The sequence below is a fragment of the Thalassospiraceae bacterium LMO-SO8 genome (genome assembly GCA_031655335.1).
GTDB lineage: Bacteria > Pseudomonadota > Alphaproteobacteria > Rhodospirillales > Casp-alpha2 > UBA1479.
In genome coordinates this window covers 505,681-519,525 of record CP134226.1, presented here as the reverse complement: position 1 = coordinate 519,525, position 13,845 = coordinate 505,681, and the positions used below count along the sequence as shown (strand labels likewise).

Genomic DNA, 13,845 nt, shown 5'->3' with positions numbered 1-13,845 from the left:
GTGGGGCTCGCGGTGATTCTCGTCACCTGCGTTATAGTTTAGGGGCGCCATCGCCTGATGGCGCGGAAAGCCGAAGGACGGACGGCCTTGCGGGCAACGGTTCAACTCGCAATCTGGGTTCTTGCGGCGGCGGCGCTGGCCGTGGCCGCCTGCGCGCCCGTGCCGCGCGTCTTCGCCCCGGGCGAGGTGGACAGTGTCGGCAACGCCATCGTCCACGGCACCTTCACCCAGGGGATCCAGGTCAACCCGATCGAGGGCACGGCGCCCATCATGTCCAAGATTTTGGCGCGGACCACGGTCGATTCGTTCGAACCCTACGGCCTGCCCGCCGGGGTCGCCCCCTTCGACGCTTCCGAATACATTCTTCACGGTCGCGCCCACCACGACAAGAATCCCAACGCCATTCCCTACGTCACCATCCATTGGCAGTTGTCCAACAAGGACGGCCTGCTGCTGGCCGATTTGGAACAACCCGTCGACGCGACAAGCGGAGAATGGGAATTCGGCACGCCCGAGGTCATCATCCGCGTCGCCGAGGACGTCGCCCATCGGGTCGCCGCCATCCTGGCCGGGATCGCCCCGGCCCAGGCGGAGCCGGCCCCCGACAAGGGCATCTTCGTGATGCCGGTCGAAGGGGCGCCCGGCGACGGTGATTTTTCCCTGACCCGCGCGATTGCCGAGGCCCTGAAGGCGCGCGGCACGCGCCTGACCCGATACCGCGAGCAGGCGAAATACGTACTGACCGGGCTGATGGAGGTTTCGCCGTCGGTCCAGGGCCGCCAGGGCGTGCGCATCACCTGGCGCCTGACGCGCCCCGACGGCAAGGAGGTCGGCAAGGCGGAACAGGACAACACCGTGCCCTCGGGCACCTTCGATACGCAATGGATGCCGACCGCGCGGCTGATCGCCGCCGCCGCCGTCGACGGCATCCACGAGGTCATCGGCGGTTGGGAAGAGCGCGAACGCACATTGGCCGAGGGCCGTGGCCTGGGCGTGCCGGACAATCTCGACAATCCCGACCTGCCCACGCCCGGCGGGCCCAAGCGGGTGATCGCCAAGTTGCAGGACCATCTGGTGCCGCCCGACGCCCCCGTCACCAAGGGCGTCCCCCCCGAGATGACCGCCCAGGAAGAGTTGGAGGCCTCCCGCGCCGGGATGGCCGCCGGGGACGTTCCGCCGCCGCCGGCAGAGGAAAAAAGCGTGCTCGGCCCAGAGGACGCGGCCGGCGAAAAGGTCGTCGAGGACACGTTCACGCCGCCGACTCTGCGCAGCCATGACCAGGACGCCGCCAATTCCTTTCTGATCGCCGAGGTCACGGGCGCACCCGGCAACGGCAACCGCCTGCTGGGTGAGGCCTTGAAGCGCGTGCTGCGCGCGCGCGACCAGAACGTCACCGACGACCCGCGCCAGGCACGGTTCCTGGTGCGCGGCCTGGTCGTCATGTCTGAGCCCAAGGACGGCAAGCAGAACGCCCGCATCGTATGGTCGGTCGAAACCACGGAGGGCAAGGCGCTGGGCAGCGCCGAGCAGAACAACACGGTTTCGGCGGGCGCACTCGACGACAATTGGGGGGACACGGCGCTTAACGTCGCCATGGGGGCGGTCGTGGGCATTCAACGGGTGCTTGGGGATAAGGCCCGCCCGTTCGCCCGGCGATTACCCGCCGATGCAGTGCCCCCGCCCGCGCAAAGCGGAGAGACTCTTCCCTGGGACCCCGGCGAAGCCATCCCGCCACCCCGGCGATAATGCGATAACTAATTGAAATTAAATGGTTATGAAAGATCGTTTACAGGCAGGGCCGGCGTTGTTAGAGTCCGCGCGCCGAACAGGGGAATAGGCCCTACCGGCGCTCGGCGCCGGGCATTTCCAGGGGTGGTTTTGCTCCGCCTTCGGACGCAAAACGAAAGTGCGCAGCCATGAAAATCATTGCCTGCAATTCCAACCGGCCGCTTGCAGAGGCGATTTCCGCCTATCTCAATCTGCCGCTGACCAAGGCCTCGATCCGGCGATTCTCCGATATGGAGGTGTTCGTCGAGATTCAGGAGAACGTGCGCGGCGAGGACGTCTTCGTCATCCAGTCGACCTCGTTCCCCGCCAACGACAACCTGATGGAACTGCTGGTCACGCTGGACGCGCTGCGCCGCGGCTCGGCCCGCCGGGTCACGGCCGTCATTCCCTATTTCGGTTATGCCCGTCAGGACCGCAAGTCCGGCCCGCGCACGCCGATCTCGGCCAAGCTGGTCGCCAACCTGATTACCGAAGCGGGTGCGGACCGGGTCCTGACCATGGACCTGCACGCCGGCCAGATTCAGGGCTTCTTCGACATCCCGACGGACAATCTCTATGCCGAGCCCGTGCTGGCCAAGGACATCCAAGACCGCGAGAACGGCGCCGATCTGGTCATCGTGTCGCCGGACGTGGGCGGCGTGGTGCGCGCCCGGGCATTGGCCAAGCGCCTGGACGGCGATCTTGCCATCATCGACAAGCGCCGCGAACGCGCGGGTGTGTCCGAAGTCATGAACATCATCGGCGACGTCAAGGGCCGCCGCTGCATCCTGGTCGACGACATCGTCGACAGCGCGGGCACGCTCTGCAACGCCGCCGTGGCGCTGATGGAAGAGGGGGCCGAGGCGGTTTCCGCCTATGTCACCCATGGGGTTCTGTCCGGCGGGGCCGTGGCGCGGGTGTCGTCGTCGCCCATGGACCGGCTGTGCGTCACCGACAGCATCATGGCGACCGAGGCCGTGCGCGTCGCCCATAACATCGAACAGCTGACGGTGGCCCCCCTGATCGCCGAGGCCATGCGCCGGATTTCCGAGGAAAGCTCGGTGTCGTCGCTGTTCAACTAAGGCCGGTTCCCGTCGCCTGAGAGACTCAATACGTAAGGACGACCGGATCATGGATCTGCCGAAGACTCCCTCGTTTCGCTTGGACGGCCGCAAGGCCCTGGTGACCGGCGCCGGCCGGGGCATCGGCCTGGCCGCCGCCGCCGCTTTGGCCGAGGCGGGGGCCCATGTCACGCTCTGCGCGCGCACGGGTAATGAGGTCGAGGCCGCCGCCGAGGCGATCCGCGCCCGTGGTCAGGATGCCGAGGCCCTGACCCTGGACGTCACCGACACCGCCCGCATGCAGGCCGAGATCGCGGCCCGCGGGCCGTTCCAGATTCTGTTCAACAACGCCGGCGGCAACCGCCCGCAGGAGTTGCTGGAAGTCACGGAAGAAGATTACGACGCGGTCACGAACCTGAACGTGCGGGCCGCCATCTTCGTCGCCCAGGCGGTGGTGAAGGGGCTGGTCGAGGCCGGCCTGCCCGGCTCCATCATCAACGTGTCGTCGCAGATGGGTCTGGTCGGCGGGCCCAAGCGCACGATTTATTGCGCGACCAAGCATGCCATCGAGGGGGCGACCAAGGCCATGGCCTGGGAACTGGGCGGGCAGGGAATCCGGGTCAACACGATCTGCCCGACCTTCACCGAAACGCCGATGACCGAAGGCTTTCTGGCCGACGCCGATTTCGTCGCCTTCGTGAAATCCAAGATCGCGCTGGGCCGCCTGGGGCAGGTCGAGGACCTGATGGGTGCCATCGTGTTTCTGGCCTCCGACGCGTCCAGCCTGATGACGGGGGCGTCCCTGGTCGTCGATGGCGGCTGGACGGCGCAGTAAGCCTGGAGAAAACCATGTCTTTCCTTGCCGTCATGACCATCGCCTTCGGGCTGTCGGCGGACGCCTTCGCCGTGTCCCTGGGCCGGGGGGCGTCCGGGCGCTTCCGCACCTTCATCCCCGCCGCACGCATGGGCCTGATGTTCGGCGCCAGCGAGGCGGCGATGACCCTGCTGGGATTCCTGCTGGCGGCTCGCTTCGCCGATTACGTGACCGAGGCCGATCATTGGATCGCCCTGGTCCTGCTGGGCGGGGTCGGCGGGCACATGCTTTATGAAGGTCTGTTCGGCGCCGACGAAGACGGCGTGGACGAGGCGCCCGCCCCGCGCGGCAAGCGCGGCATCCTGGGCAACATCGCCACGGTGATCGGCACCAGCATCGACGCCGCCGCCGTTGGGGTGGCGCTGTCGGTCATCGCCGTCGACATCTGGCGCACGGTCGCGGTGATCGGCGCCGTGTCCTTCGCCATGAGCACCCTGGGCCTACTGATCGGTCCCCGCGTCGGGCGCATGCTGGGCCGCCGGGCGGAGATCGTGGGGGGTGCTGTTCTGATCAGCATCGGGGTCTATATCTTCTATACCCATATGACGGGGGTCTGAGGACGCCCGTTCGCCGGAAATCGCCCGCGCCAGAGATTGCGGATTTTGCTATATTCGCGTCAGGTTCATCGGAGGGCTCATGGCCATGCGGCGGTTTCGGCGTGTCGGTTTCGGGTTTCTGAGTTTCATTGCAATCTGTTCATTGGCGGCGCCCGGCCCGGCGCGGGCGGAAACCTGCGGCGAGGTTGTTTCGCTTGCCGGCCACGACGGCGCGGAACTGCGCTACAGCTTGGCCGGACCCGCCACAGGCGCGCGCGCGGCCCTGGTTCTGCTGCCGGGCGGCAGCGGCTTCATCAAGCTCGACGGCGACGGCTGCCCACGCAAACTGAAGGGCAATTCCCTGATCCGCTCGCGCCCCCTGTTTCACGACGGCGGCATGGTGACGGCGCTGCTGGATGCGCCCAGCGACCACCACGGCGGCGAAGGGCTCGGCGGGTTCCGCATCGCGCCCGCCCATGCCGAGGATATTGGCCGCGTGATCGCCGACGTCCGCCGGCGCACGAGCCTGCCCGTATGGCTGGTCGGCACCAGCCGCGGCGGCATCTCGGCGGCCAACGGGGCGTCGCGCCTGACCGGGCCGGAGGCGCCCGACGGGGTGGTCATGACCTCGCCGGTGACCTCGGGCAAGATCGGCGCGGCCAAGCCATGGGTCGCGGACTCGGTGTTTTCCGTGCCGCTGGAGAATGTCCGCATGCCGGTTCTGGTGGTGGTTCACGCCGACGATACCTGCATCCGCACGCCGCCGAACCTGGCGTCCGACATCACGGACAAGACCAACGGCAGCCGCGAACAGGTGGTGACGGTGACCGGCGGACCCGGATCAAGCGGCGGCGACAGCCTCGAGGCCTGCAAGGGCCGCTCACCGCACGGCTTCATCGATCAGGAGGCGGAGGTTGCCGCCGGGATCGTGCGGTTCGTCCTGGGCGGCGCCTATTAGGCCGAGTCCGCCCCGGGAACGGCCCGTTTCCGCCTGTTTACCGCCGGTATTGACCCCCGCACCCCTTGGGGCTATGTATGCGCGCCCTCGAGAGGGGGAATTTCGCCGCCGGCACCCCTGGAGGCCGGGGCTTTTCAAACTGATACGGAGTTATGCCATGTCTGGTAACACCACCATGACGGCGGAACCCCGCGATCGGGCAGGCAAGGGGGCAGCCCGCGCAACCCGCCGGTCCGGCCGCGTTCCGGCCGTGATCTACGGGGATCACAAGGATCCGATCCTGGTTTCCGTCGAACCCGTCGAACTTATGCGTCATCTGCATAAGCCCGGCTTCTTTTCCATGCTTATGGACCTCAACGTCGCGGGCGATCATCATCGCGTGCTGCCGCGTGACGTGCAGTTCCACCCCGTGACCGACGCCCCGCTGCATGTCGATTTCATGCGCATCGGCAAGGGTACCCGCATTACCGTCATGATCCCGGTCCACGTCGAAAACGAGGACAAGTGCAAGGGCATCAAGCGCGGTGGCGTGTTGAACCTGGTGCGCCACGAAGTCGAAGTGCGCTGCGATCCGGAAAACATTCCGGACATGATCACCCTGTCCCTCGAAGGTCTGGACATCGGCGATGCGCTGCGCATCTCGGATGCCGGCCTGCCCGCCGACGTCAAGCCGACCATCACCGACCGTGACTTCGTTTTGGTCACCATCGCCGCGCCGACGGTGGTCAAGGACGAGGCCGCCGAAGCCCAGGCCGAAGCCGAAGGCGACGAGGCCGAGGAAGGCGAAGACGAGGAGGGCGGCGAGGAGTAATCCTCTCGTCCGGATCGGTTCCGGGGAGGGCGTTCCATGCTGCTTCTGGTGGGGCTCGGCAATCCGGGTCCATCCTACCGCGACAACCGGCACAACGTCGGTTTCATGGCCGTGGACGCCATCCACGGCCGCTGGCGGCTGGGCCCCTACCGGACCAAGTTTCACGGTGACCTTGCCGAAGGCACGATTGCCGGCGGCAAGGTGCTCGTCCTCAAGCCGCAGACCTATATGAACGAGTCAGGCCGCGCCGTTCAGGCGGTCATGACCTTCTACAAGCTGAAACCCGCCGACCTGGTCGTGTTCCATGACGAACTCGACCTGGCGGCGGGCAAGCTGCGGGTCAAGACCGGCGGCGGCCATGCCGGGCACAACGGCCTGCGCAACATCCAGGCCCATATCGGCCCCGAATTCCGCCGCGTGCGCATCGGCGTGGGCCACCCCGGCGACAAGGACAAGGTCGTCGGCCATGTGCTGAAGGATTTCTCGAAAGAGGATCAGGCGTGGCGGGACACGCTTTTGGACGCCGTCGCCGACAATGCGGACCTGCTGATCTCCGGCGACGACGCCGGGTTCCAGAACCGGGTGGCGCTGGCCCTCAAGCCGCCACGCCCGAATGCGCCCCGGCGACAGGACGCCGGCGGCCAAGACAAGGAAAAGAAGGACTAAGATGGGCTTCAACTGCGGCATCGTCGGCCTGCCCAACGTCGGCAAGTCGACCCTTTTCAACGCCCTGACGGCGACGGCCAAGGCCGAGGCCGCCAATTTTCCGTTCTGCACCATCGAGCCCAATACGGGCCGGGTCGCCGTGCCCGACCCGCGCCTGGACAAGATCGCCGCCATCGGCAAGTCGGCCCAGACCGTGCCGACGCAGCTTGAATTCGTCGATATCGCGGGGCTGGTCCGGGGGGCCTCCAAGGGCGAAGGCCTGGGCAACCAGTTTCTCGCCAACATCCGCGAGGTCGAGGCCATCTGCCATGTGCTGCGCTGTTTCGAGGACGGCAACGTGGTCCATGTGGAAGCCACCGTCGATCCCGTGCGCGACGCCGAGACCGTGGAAACGGAACTGATGCTGGCCGACCTGGAAAGCCTGGAAAAACGGGTCGATCCGTTGACCAAGAAGGCGCGCGGCCAGGACAAGGACGCGGCCAAGCAGCTTGAGATCGTCAACCGCTGCCTGGACCTGCTGCGCGACGGCCAGCCGGCGCGCAAGATCGAGCTGAAGGACGGCGAGGGCAAGGCCTTCCGCATGCTGCAACTGCTGACCGCCAAGCCGGTGCTTTACGTGTGCAACGTCGACGAAGGCTCGGCCGCCACGGGCAATGCCCTGTCCGACCGTGTCGCCGAAATGGCGGCGGCCCAGGGGGCGGGCAGCGTCGTGATCTCCGCCGCCATCGAGGCCGAGGTCGCGATGTTGGACGATCCGGCGGAAAAGAAGGAATTTCTGGAAAGCCTGGGCCTGGCGGAAACGGGCCTGGCCCGCGTGATCCGCGCCGGCTACGAGCTTCTGGGCCTGGTCACCTATTTCACCGTCGGCCCGAAGGAAGCCCGCGCCTGGACCATCCACAAGGGCACCAAGGCGCCGCAGGCGGCGGCCGTGATCCACAAGGATTTCGAACGCGGCTTCATCGCCGCCGAAACCATCGCCTACGACGACTTCGTGGCGCTGGGCGGGGAACAGGCCGCCAAGGACGCCGGCAAGATGCGCCAGGAAGGCCGCGAGTACGTGGTCAAGGACGGCGACATCATGCTGTTCCGGTTCAACGTGTAGGGGAAGTTCGGAAGCGGGATATCAGATGAAGTCGCCGATGATGTCCACCATCCGCTGTTTGACCTGTCGGGAAATTTCGTTCTGACGGATGTTCGTGCCGCCGGCGAAAACGGCGATTGAGGTATCGAAGGTTTTCTTGAGGCCGCGCAGGAAGATTTCCTTGTCCTCGTCGGGGTCGTCCACGTTCTTCAATTTCTCGCTGCGTGAGAAGGTGACCCGTTTCTTCGAGGTTCTGTATTCCTTGAGCACGGCAAAGGTGACCTCGGCCACGACGATATAAGTGTCTTCGGTGACGAAGTTGCCGGCCACGGCGCCGAAGGCCGCGCCGGCCAATTGCGCGCCCAGGACCGTGAAGGCGGATTCCGACTGCAAAAGCGCCGCCCCCGTGCCGGCGGTGGCGGCAAGCAGGCTGTATTCCGCCGACAGGTTGCGCTGGATTTGTCCGGAATAGATGACGTTCACATCCATCAACAGGCCGAAGTCGCCGCCGTCGGGCCGGGTGTAGCCTTTCCGCTCATAGGCCTTCACCAGCGTTTCCTGGAAGGCGCTCAGGTCGAAGGCACGATCGCCGGACGTGTTCCGCGTGCGGACCTTGATGCCCGTGTTGCGGAAGAAGCTGGGATCCGTGACGAGATTGCGTTCGATGACCGACCCGAACATCAGGCCCGTATCCGGGTTCTTGACCATGCCCATACGGTTGTCCTGGACGGTGCAGCCGGCGCCGGCCAGGGCTACCAGCAGGGCCGGCAATCGCCACCACCGGCGGCAACGGGGAGCGGAGCGGACAGCGCGTATCATCGGGGTCTCCTGTTCGTTTCGGCAAAGCCGGGCAGGTGTTCATTGAGAAAGGTCAGCACCTCGCCGTAATGAACGGCGAAGCTGAGGTTGTCGGCATATTCCGGAACATATCCCCAGGTGTTGACGCCGATCACGGTGTCGCCGAGGAACAGGGGGCCGCCGGAATTACCCGGGTTGATGGCGGCGTCGGTCTGTACGTAAAGCACCTTGTCGCCGGCCCGTTTGGGCAGGTTGATGCTGTGTTCCTGGCGGATTGCGCTGACCACGCCGCGGGTGACGGAGAATTCCTGGCGGTGGGGATGGCCGATGCCTTCAACCGTGGCGCCGATGTCCAACTGTGCGGCGCGGCGAAAGGCGACGGGCCGGCCGCGTGACTGCACGCGGATCAAGGCCAGGTCCAGGCGGATATCCTTGCCCAGGACAGAGCCGAAGGTTTCCGTGCCGTCGTACTTGCGCAGTTCGACGATGCGTCGGTTATCGACAACATGCCAGTTGGTCAAAACCACATCTGACTGCACGTAGAATCCGGCGCCCAGGCTGCCGGGCCCTGTATAAATGGCGACGACGCTGTCGAAGCGCGGGTCGTTCAGGGGGCGGGCGGCGTAATCGGTGTCCTTATAGGCGGCGATTGCGGTGTTCTTGTCGCGGGTCAACTCGTCGTAAAAGGATTCCAGGCTGCGCCATTTCCGCTGCTGGCCCGCCCGGCTTAGGGAGTGGACCAGGATTTGCGACAAGGCGACGGCGCTGCTGGCTTTTTCAAAGTCGTCCACATCGCCTTCGCTGTCCGAGGTTTCGATGACGTGCCGGTACCGGGTATCGGCGCGGGCGATGTTGTAGACGACTTCGAAGCGTTCCTGTTCGGCGACGTCGAAGGTGGATTTCACGTAAGCGCCGGCATGGCGGTCGACCAGATAGTAGTTCACGGTCATTGTTTTACGGGCGGAGATGCGGGCGCGTTCGTAGCTGTATTGATAAAACACAGGCGCGGCGGCGGCGTTTGCGCCCACGGCCGGATGGCCCGGGATATTGCCGGCCAGGGGCACACTGCCCTGAACTTGCGTCATGCTGCGCCGGGCAGCCTGCGCGCCGCCGGTTTCATTGTCGAACAACACCGTGCCGCCTGCCGGCAGAAACAGGATGGAGGGGACCCGGTCAAGCTGGCTGACCCTGCGGCTTGCCTTGGCCAGGGCGACTTCCAGAACGATAACCAGGCGTGGGCCTTTTGCCGCCGGCGCAAAGGCGGCATCAAGGGATGATTTGACGATTTTCACGGGCAGGTCGATGTCAACGCCGACGGGAAAGTCGATCTGCCCGTGGCGGAGCAACGTCTGGCTGGTCGCCTCGACCAGGGCGATCTCCGCCCCCGCCGGCGGGGATGCGACGAGGCCCGCCCGCTTGGCGGCGGCGACCAAGGCCAGGGCAACCAGGGGCGATCGGTTGCCCGCGATGCCGTTGTCGCGGGCCACCCGCGCGGCATATAGCGCGCCCAGGTCGGCGGCGCGGCCGGCCTCGGCCAGTTCCCGTTCATAGGTCTTGCCGTAGCGCACCAGGGTGGCGGCGTCCCAGCGGGCCAGCCGGGGACGCAGGGCCGCCCAGGTTTCGGCGATCAGGCCGGCCGTGTCGACGGCCAGGGGGTAGGCATCGGCGAAGGCGCGGCCCTGGCCGTGGTCGAAGGCGAGGAAGGCTGTCGCGGCGGCCATCCGCAGCTTGTCCGCCAGCCTGTCCCGTTCGGTGCGCAGGGCGGGGAGGGCCGCAGGTTCGCGCGCCGGATCGGCGAGCAACCCGGCGGTGGGATAGGCGTTCAGGGCGGCCGTTGCCGCCTTGAGGGCGTCGGCGGTGCGCGGCCAGTCCGCCATCGGCACAGGGTCCGGCAGCGCCCGCAGCCCCGCCAGGGCGTCGGTAAGCGCCCGTTCGTGACGGACGGTGAGGCGGGCGGCCAGGGTATCGAGCAAATCCCGCGTGCGTGGCGCGGTGTCGGCGTCAAAGACCGTCTGCTGTTCCATATACAGACGGTCGGCGCCATCCAGGTCGCCGGCGGCGATGAAATCGGCCAGATGGTCGGCTCGGTCGTAGAAGGGCGAATAGAACGGCCGCGACACGGCGGCTGCTTCGTTGCCGGATGGAGGCGCGGCGGTAGGCAGAGTCTGGCAGGCGGTGGCAAGAACCGCCGCAACCAGGACCATGAGACGACGCGCCTGCCGCCAGACCGCGTCACCTGTATCTTCAGCGGGAAGAGCCATGGCCGATCAGCATTTGCCGTTCCATTCGACGTTGATCCTTTTGGATTCGCCGCTTGTGCCCGGGAAATCGGTCAGGATCGCATCCATTATGTTGGGCAGGATGGCTACGATGGTGCCGCACGTGCCTTGGCTGGTCGCACGGGCTTCATACACCTTGGTCGGCTTTTCCTTCGATTGGCGGACATCAAAAATATCAAGCGCCACCTGCCGGGTATAGACAGTGTAATTGTCCGTGACAGTCGTGTAGCCGGTGATGCCGTAGGAGGTGACGGCGTAGCCGCCGACGTAACTGGTCGTCGATCCGTGCCGCGGCATGGTATAGGAACTCGTTTCCTGCCGGCCGCTGTCGATGGCGTAGCTCAGGACGGCCAAGTAATCCGCATTTTCAATGCTGTCGACGACGCGGAAGCCGAGCGGTGCCAGTTTGCCGCCGAGGACCGCACTATGGCTGCGGAATTCGAGGGAGTTGCTGATCTCGTCGTTCGGTCCCGAAAGAAAAATCGTACCGTAGGTCTTGGCCGCGGGCAGGCTGTGGAACACGGCGACGTTGGATTGAACCTGCCTAAGGCATCCCTGTAAAAGGCCGAGCAAGAAGACGACGACAAGAAATTTCCGAACCATGAGTGCCTCCCTAAGTTCATGGTATGTTCTGATGTGGAAAACTCTATCATGTGTTGATCTTCATCGGCAAGAAATTCAATCAAACATGGTTTCGGGTGCATGGACCAACATCGCCTTGCTCCCCTTTCGGCTTCCGCCCTGCCCGGGCCTGCGCTAGGTTATCCGCCAAACCTGCAAGACCATTCCCCGGGAGGAACATCATGGGACAAGACATCACGCTGACCGCCGGCGACGGCTTCCAATTGCACGGCTACCGCGCCGATCCGGAAGGCACGCCCCGTGGCGGCATCGTCGTCATCATGGAAATCTTCGGCGTCAACGAACACATTCGCGACCTGTGCGACCGCTTCGCCGAGGTCGGCTATCTGGCCGTCGCCCCCGCCCTTTACGACCGTTTCGAAAAGGGTTTCGAGGTCGGCTACACGCCGGACGACATCGCCCGTGGCCGCGTGATGAAGGACAACGGCAACGCCAATTTCGACAACGTGCTGCTGGACGTGGAAGCCGCCCGCAAAGTGGCGGCCGAGGCGGGCAAGGTCGGCATCACCGGCTATTGCTGGGGCGGCGTCGTGACCTGGGCCGCGGCCTGCCGGCTCGATTTCCAGGCCGCCAGCGCCTATTACGGCGGCGGCATCCTGCCCTATGTGGGCGAGCAGCCCAATGGCCCGACCATCCTGCATTTCGGCAAGCTGGACCAGGGCATTCCGCTCGCCGATGTCGACCAGATCGCCAAGGCCCACCCCGAATGCCCGGTTTATCTGTATGACGCCGATCACGGTTTCCATTGCGACATGCGCGGATCGTTCAACCCGCACGCCGCCCAGGTCGCCAGCATCCGCACCTTCCGCCTGTTCGACGAACACCTGGCGGGGTAGGGGCAGATGACGGCACCCGGCACGCCGCCCGTCATCGGGGTCATCGGCGGCAGCGGCATCTACGACATCGACGGGCTGGAAAACACTCGCTGGGAGGCCGTCGCGTCGTTGTTCGGCGCGCCGTCGGACGATCTTCTGTTCGGCGACCTGGCGGGCCAGAAGATGGTGTTTCTACCCCGTCACGGGCGCGGCCACCGCATTCCGCCCAGCGAGGTCAACTACCGCGCCAACATCGACGCCCTGAAACGGGCGGGGGTGACGGAGATTCTCTCCGTTTCCGCCTGCGGGTCGTTGAAGGAAGACCTGCCGCCGGGCACCTTCGTGATCGCCGATCAGTTCATCGACCGCACGTTCGCGCGGGAGAAATCGTTCTTCGGCACGGGCCTGGTCGCCCATGTCGCCTTGGGCCATCCCGTCTGCGGGCGGCTGGGTGACGCGGTCGAGGCGGCGTGCCGGGAAGTCGGCATCGACGCCGTGCGCGGCGGCACCTACCTGGCCATGGAAGGCCCGCAGTTCTCGACCCTGGCCGAAAGCAACCTCTATCGCAGTTGGGGTTGTGACGTTATCGGAATGACCAACATGCCCGAGGCCAAATTGGCCCGCGAGGCGGAGATGTGTTACGCCACCGTCGCCATGGTCACGGACTTCGACTGCTGGCATCCGGACCACGACCACGTGACGGTCGAGGCCATCATCAAGGTGCTGCTGGAAAACGCGGAAAAGGGCCGCACCCTGGTCAAGCAGGTTGCGCCCAAGCTTGCGGGCCGCGGGGAAACCTGCGCCCACGGCTGCCATACCGCGCTGGAACACGCGCTGATCACCGCCCCCGACGCCCGCGACCCGGACATGATCCAGAAACTGTCGGCCGTCGCCGGACGGGTGCTTTAAAATACCAAGGAGGAGACGCCCCATGCCCAAGGCCTATTGGATGAGCCTGCGGATTCAGATTCACGACGCCGACAAGATGAAGGCCTATGCGGAAAAGGCCGGCCCGGCCATCGCCGCCGGGGGCGGCACGTTCCTGGCCCGGGGCGGCAAGGTCAAGTCGTTGGAAGGCTACGAGCAGGGCCGCGTGGTCATCATCGAATTCCCCGATTTCGACACGGCGCTCAAGACCTATCATTCCCCGGCCTATGAAGACGCCCATTCCCATATCCTGAACGGTGCGGTCGAACGCGACACCTTCATCGTCGAAGGCATCGAGGACCCGGCCCCGCGCGGGCAAACCACCGGGCCCGTGGCTTACTGGATCGGCGCGCATATGACCGTCCACGACGCCGACAAGATGGCCGCCTACGTTGCCAAGGCGACCCCGGCGATCCAGGCGGCGGGGGCCCGCGGCCTGGTGCGCGGCGGGCGCGTCCAGACCATGGAGGGCTTCCCCCAGACGCGCATCGCCCTGATCGAACACCTGAACTGGGAAACGGCCGCGGCCTATTACGATTCTCCGCTGTACGCCGAGGCGCGCAAGGCGCTCGACGGCGGCTGCACCCGCGATATCTGCATCACCGAAGCCCTGGCCTAGGCCGCACGCGC

General features: G+C 65.7%; 14 protein-coding genes. 11 read left to right on the top strand and 3 right to left on the bottom strand.

What is annotated here, in order from left to right:
• Positions 1-87: 87 nt before the first annotated feature.
• The 8 genes from RJ527_02470 (at position 88) to ychF (ending at position 7,775) form a co-directional block, all read left to right on the top strand.
• Complete coding sequence (locus RJ527_02470; protein WND76617.1) at positions 88-1,746, top strand: hypothetical protein; 1,659 nt, start codon at positions 88-90, stop codon at positions 1,744-1,746.
• Between the two features lie 170 nt (positions 1,747-1,916).
• Complete coding sequence (locus tag RJ527_02465) at positions 1,917-2,849, top strand: ribose-phosphate pyrophosphokinase (GenBank protein ID WND76616.1); 933 nt, start codon at positions 1,917-1,919, stop codon at positions 2,847-2,849.
• A 49-nt stretch (positions 2,850-2,898) separates the two neighbouring features.
• Positions 2,899-3,663 (top strand): SDR family oxidoreductase, encoded by a 765-nt coding sequence (locus RJ527_02460; GenBank protein ID WND76615.1) that lies wholly within the window; start codon positions 2,899-2,901, stop codon positions 3,661-3,663.
• A 14-nt stretch (positions 3,664-3,677) separates the two neighbouring features.
• Positions 3,678-4,259 (top strand): manganese efflux pump MntP family protein, encoded by a 582-nt coding sequence (locus RJ527_02455; GenBank protein ID WND76614.1) that lies wholly within the window; start codon positions 3,678-3,680, stop codon positions 4,257-4,259.
• 85 nt (positions 4,260-4,344) lie between these two features.
• Positions 4,345-5,196, top strand: coding sequence for a hypothetical protein (locus tag RJ527_02450; protein ID WND76613.1), 852 nt, complete (start codon positions 4,345-4,347; stop codon positions 5,194-5,196).
• A 157-nt stretch (positions 5,197-5,353) separates the two neighbouring features.
• A complete protein-coding gene (locus RJ527_02445) occupies positions 5,354-6,007 on the top strand; it encodes a 50S ribosomal protein L25/general stress protein Ctc (GenBank protein ID WND76612.1) in 654 nt (217 codons plus the stop codon).
• 36 nt (positions 6,008-6,043) lie between these two features.
• Positions 6,044-6,673 (top strand): aminoacyl-tRNA hydrolase, encoded by a 630-nt coding sequence (gene pth / locus RJ527_02440; GenBank protein WND76611.1) that lies wholly within the window; start codon positions 6,044-6,046, stop codon positions 6,671-6,673.
• A 1-nt stretch (position 6,674) separates the two neighbouring features.
• Positions 6,675-7,775, top strand: a complete 1,101-nt coding sequence (gene ychF / locus RJ527_02435; GenBank protein ID WND76610.1) for a redox-regulated ATPase YchF — start codon at positions 6,675-6,677, stop codon at positions 7,773-7,775.
• 21 nt (positions 7,776-7,796) lie between these two features.
• Here ychF and traT read toward each other — a convergent pair whose 3' ends face one another.
• The 3 genes from traT to RJ527_02420 are packed head-to-tail and all read right to left on the bottom strand — an operon-like array spanning position 7,797 to position 11,434.
• On the bottom strand, positions 7,797-8,573 hold the full coding sequence (traT, locus tag RJ527_02430; GenBank protein WND76609.1) for a complement resistance protein TraT: 777 nt from the start codon (positions 8,571-8,573) through the stop codon (positions 7,797-7,799).
• Entirely contained in the window at positions 8,570-10,813 is a 2,244-nt protein-coding gene (locus RJ527_02425) for a trypsin-like peptidase domain-containing protein (GenBank protein ID WND76608.1), read from the bottom strand. The genes traT and RJ527_02425 overlap by 4 nt, the downstream gene beginning before the upstream one ends.
• Positions 10,814-10,819: 6 nt before the next feature.
• A complete protein-coding gene (locus RJ527_02420) occupies positions 10,820-11,434 on the bottom strand; it encodes a DUF4136 domain-containing protein (GenBank protein WND76607.1) in 615 nt (204 codons plus the stop codon).
• Positions 11,435-11,634: 200 nt separating this feature from the next.
• Here RJ527_02420 and RJ527_02415 point away from each other — a divergent pair, with 200 nt between their 5' ends.
• The 3 genes from RJ527_02415 to RJ527_02405 are packed head-to-tail and all read left to right on the top strand — an operon-like array spanning position 11,635 to position 13,834.
• The gene (locus RJ527_02415; protein WND76606.1) at positions 11,635-12,309 is read left to right on the top strand and encodes a dienelactone hydrolase family protein; all 675 of its coding nucleotides are present in this window, start codon (positions 11,635-11,637) and stop codon (positions 12,307-12,309) included.
• Between the two features lie 6 nt (positions 12,310-12,315).
• Positions 12,316-13,197 (top strand): S-methyl-5'-thioadenosine phosphorylase, encoded by an 882-nt coding sequence (locus RJ527_02410; protein WND76605.1) that lies wholly within the window; start codon positions 12,316-12,318, stop codon positions 13,195-13,197.
• Between the two features lie 22 nt (positions 13,198-13,219).
• Complete coding sequence (locus tag RJ527_02405) at positions 13,220-13,834, top strand: DUF1330 domain-containing protein (GenBank protein WND76604.1); 615 nt, start codon at positions 13,220-13,222, stop codon at positions 13,832-13,834.
• Positions 13,835-13,845 lie beyond the last annotated feature (11 nt).

Bases quoted from the DNA above. Each gene is read 5' to 3' on its own strand.
- RJ527_02465 (WND76616.1), top strand. From the start codon at position 1,917: ATGAAAATCATTGCCTGCAATTCCAACCGGCCGCTTGCAGAGGCGATT.
- RJ527_02460 (WND76615.1), top strand. From the start codon at position 2,899: ATGGATCTGCCGAAGACTCCCTCGTTTCGCTTGGACGGCCGCAAGGCC.
- RJ527_02455 (WND76614.1), top strand. From the start codon at position 3,678: ATGTCTTTCCTTGCCGTCATGACCATCGCCTTCGGGCTGTCGGCGGAC.
- RJ527_02450 (WND76613.1), top strand. From the start codon at position 4,345: ATGCGGCGGTTTCGGCGTGTCGGTTTCGGGTTTCTGAGTTTCATTGCA.
- RJ527_02445 (WND76612.1), top strand. From the start codon at position 5,354: ATGTCTGGTAACACCACCATGACGGCGGAACCCCGCGATCGGGCAGGC.
- pth (WND76611.1), top strand. From the start codon at position 6,044: ATGCTGCTTCTGGTGGGGCTCGGCAATCCGGGTCCATCCTACCGCGAC.
- ychF (WND76610.1), top strand. From the start codon at position 6,675: ATGGGCTTCAACTGCGGCATCGTCGGCCTGCCCAACGTCGGCAAGTCG.
- traT (WND76609.1), bottom strand. From the start codon at position 8,573: ATGATACGCGCTGTCCGCTCCGCTCCCCGTTGCCGCCGGTGGTGGCGA.
- RJ527_02425 (WND76608.1), bottom strand. From the start codon at position 10,813: ATGGCTCTTCCCGCTGAAGATACAGGTGACGCGGTCTGGCGGCAGGCG.
- RJ527_02420 (WND76607.1), bottom strand. From the start codon at position 11,434: ATGGTTCGGAAATTTCTTGTCGTCGTCTTCTTGCTCGGCCTTTTACAG.
- RJ527_02415 (WND76606.1), top strand. From the start codon at position 11,635: ATGGGACAAGACATCACGCTGACCGCCGGCGACGGCTTCCAATTGCAC.
- RJ527_02410 (WND76605.1), top strand. From the start codon at position 12,316: ATGACGGCACCCGGCACGCCGCCCGTCATCGGGGTCATCGGCGGCAGC.
- RJ527_02405 (WND76604.1), top strand. From the start codon at position 13,220: ATGCCCAAGGCCTATTGGATGAGCCTGCGGATTCAGATTCACGACGCC.